This window comes from Ohtaekwangia sp. (genome assembly GCF_036568665.1).
Classification (GTDB): domain Bacteria; phylum Bacteroidota; class Bacteroidia; order Cytophagales; family Cyclobacteriaceae; genus Ohtaekwangia.
Genome location: NZ_DATCSD010000001.1, coordinates 1 through 2,517, shown reverse-complemented (window position 1 = coordinate 2,517; position 2,517 = coordinate 1). Strand labels below are relative to the sequence as shown.

The following is a 2,517-nucleotide window of genomic DNA, read 5'->3' as shown; positions in this document are numbered from 1 at the left end:
AGAAATCCGTTATTGCCTGGATTGATTATATCGCTATAGAATACAGACAAGGTAAATCTGTGATGATCGACAGCGATCGCCTGCTGGCAGAAATGCAGGACGAAGTGCTACAAAAACCAGATGACAGTTATAGTCTGTAATCGTATATACACCCGGTTGTATCCATTATTTATTAACCCACCGCTTCAGCTGACATAGCATTGTCACTCCGGTAATTTTCTTTTGAGTAAATCAAAAAAGAAAACACCATGGAGAAAATTGACCTCGCGAAAAAGTATAAACAATATTATACTGCTAAAACTCAGCCGGAGATTATTACTATACCACCTGTATCGTATCTTTCTATAACAGGTAAAGGAGATCCTTCTTCGAAAGCCTTCACAAAAAAAATTGAAGCCCTGTATCCGGTAGCATATACTATAAAATTCACGTCGAAAAAGAATCAACAGGATTTTACCGTAGCCAAACTCGAAGGACTTTGGTGGTTTGATGGCTACTATAACAATCTCACTATGAGTGAAGCTCCTAAACGTATACCTCGCAGCGAATGGCAGTGGCGAATGCTTATACGTTTACCGGAATTTGTAACAACCGCCATGATCGAGGAAGCAAAACAAACGGTGATCACAAAAAAGAGATTATCATCAGTGGCCGATGTACAACCTTTTACGTTGCACGAAGGTAAAGTAGTGCAGATGCTGCATGTAGGACCATTCGATCGTGAACCGGAAACGCTGAAGCAGATGCAGGATTTTATGTTGCAGCATAACTTTCAACAAGCCGGACTACATCATGAAATATACCTTTCTGATTTCAGAAAAACTGCTCCTGAAAAATTAAAAACTATTTTGCGAGAGCCGGTTAAATAAAACGATATAGCTGTATACTCAACGTGATTGCTCGACAAATTCCAAACACATTTGTATGGTGGCTTCATCGCGAAGTATACGTACGTGCCCCAGCCCTTCCGTTATTTTTAGCGTAGCCTGCGGATAAGCTGCTGTGATCAGAGTCGCATTCCGCACGGCTATTTCTTTATCATGCATGTCGTGCACCACCAGCCATCGCATGGGGCTCTGAATTTGTTTTGCAAAATGTATAGCTGTGAGTTCTTCGAAAGGTCGGCTGAACGTGTGGTATATATAGTCGCGCAAGTGTTGCACGGCTTTGGCAGATGCCTGAACACGCGCACCGAACTCTCGCAGTATTTCATCTGCATCGGCAGGCGTTGCCAGTGTTATCAATGTAGCAGTATTCAATCCTTCCGCCAAAGCAAACAAGGAAGCGGCTCCGCCAATGGAGTGCGCAATAACAGCGTGTATAGTTTCAACGCGTTTCTCAAGCGCGAGTATAGCATCTTTAAATTCAACGATGTTGGTTTGCTTGCCCGATGATCGTCCGTGAGCCGGAGCATCGAAGGCAATTACCTGGTAACCATTTGCAGCAAAGTGTTCTATAAAACTTCTGAACTGCCCGGCACGTCCCGCCCATCCATGTACGAGTACAATCACCGGTCCTTTTCCCCAGCGGTATACCTGCACAGCTTTACCCTCTACATCCAGTATAAATGTATCGGATCGCTGCAGTATAGTTTGTTCTGCCTCTGGTATAGCAAACTTCCAGGGAGAAAAGAACATGCGTACAAAAAGCGACCGGGCATAACGCGGTGCTACAGTCTCCAACACGGGGAACATTTTCCTTATCATACGCATACTCCAGGGTATACGCGGCTTCTTCGATGACGGGGTCACGGTTGTATTTACTTTCACAGGTGTTGCTATACTTTCCATCGCTCAGATCACTTGTAGTTTTACAATCACCGCTTTTGTTTTATGATGAATGGTGCAGTTCAATACAACGGAGTAGGTACCGGCCGAAACACCTGCTGTAGTTTTTATAACAGCATCGTATACCTGCAGATCATCCGCACGAGCATCTACCTGTAACGTAACACCTTCGGGTAATGATGACGATGTTCCGAACGAAGCTTCGCCATGTTGAAAACTTTTTGAACGGATCACCTGTAGCGCAGTACTGCTTCCTGCTTTTACTTCCACTGCACTGGTTGGTGCTTTGAGTATAAATTCTTTTTGAGGCGCTTCTACCTGCTGGGCATGCAGCGATAGTGAAAGAACATATAACATCATTAAGACTGCGAATCGTTTCATATATGAAGGATTATGGTTGAACACGATCATTTACACAGCGAAGGTATAGCGTAGAGTATAGTCGACTGTCAAGAGAAAATGCATGGATTTTTTTCAGGCGAAGCATTAATTTTAAGTGGTCATTACAACCATAGAGTATAGTCTACGCTCGTTAAACACTTTGCTTATGCTGATCGGAGAACTTGCCCAAAAGACGAACTTGTCGCGTCACACGATCCGGTTCTATGAAAAACTGGGACTGATTGAAGTGCCGGAAGAATCGAGGAGAAAGAACAATTACAAGGAGTATCCTGAAGAGACACTTACGCGCATTACTGCGATTAAAGAGATTACGGCTAAAGGATTTACC

The 2,517-nt window shown here is 43.6% G+C and carries 4 protein-coding genes; 2 read left to right on the top strand and 2 right to left on the bottom strand.

Annotated features, from left to right (window positions below):
- The first annotated feature begins 248 nt into the window (after positions 1-248).
- The gene (locus VIN08_RS00020; protein ID WP_331958326.1) at positions 249-869 is read left to right on the top strand and encodes a GyrI-like domain-containing protein; all 621 of its coding nucleotides are present in this window, start codon (positions 249-251) and stop codon (positions 867-869) included.
- An 18-nt stretch (positions 870-887) separates the two neighbouring features.
- Here the strand turns inward: VIN08_RS00020 and VIN08_RS00015 are convergent, their stop codons facing one another.
- Positions 888-1,790, bottom strand: coding sequence for an alpha/beta hydrolase (locus tag VIN08_RS00015; RefSeq protein WP_331958323.1), 903 nt, complete (start codon positions 1,788-1,790; stop codon positions 888-890).
- Positions 1,791-1,793: 3 nt separating this feature from the next.
- Positions 1,794-2,168, bottom strand: coding sequence for a hypothetical protein (locus tag VIN08_RS00010; RefSeq protein ID WP_331958320.1), 375 nt, complete (start codon positions 2,166-2,168; stop codon positions 1,794-1,796).
- Positions 2,169-2,334: 166 nt separating this feature from the next.
- Between VIN08_RS00010 and VIN08_RS00005 the strand changes: the two genes are divergently transcribed.
- On the top strand, positions 2,335-2,517 hold a 183-nt coding region (locus tag VIN08_RS00005; RefSeq protein ID WP_331958317.1), incomplete at its 3' end, for a MerR family transcriptional regulator.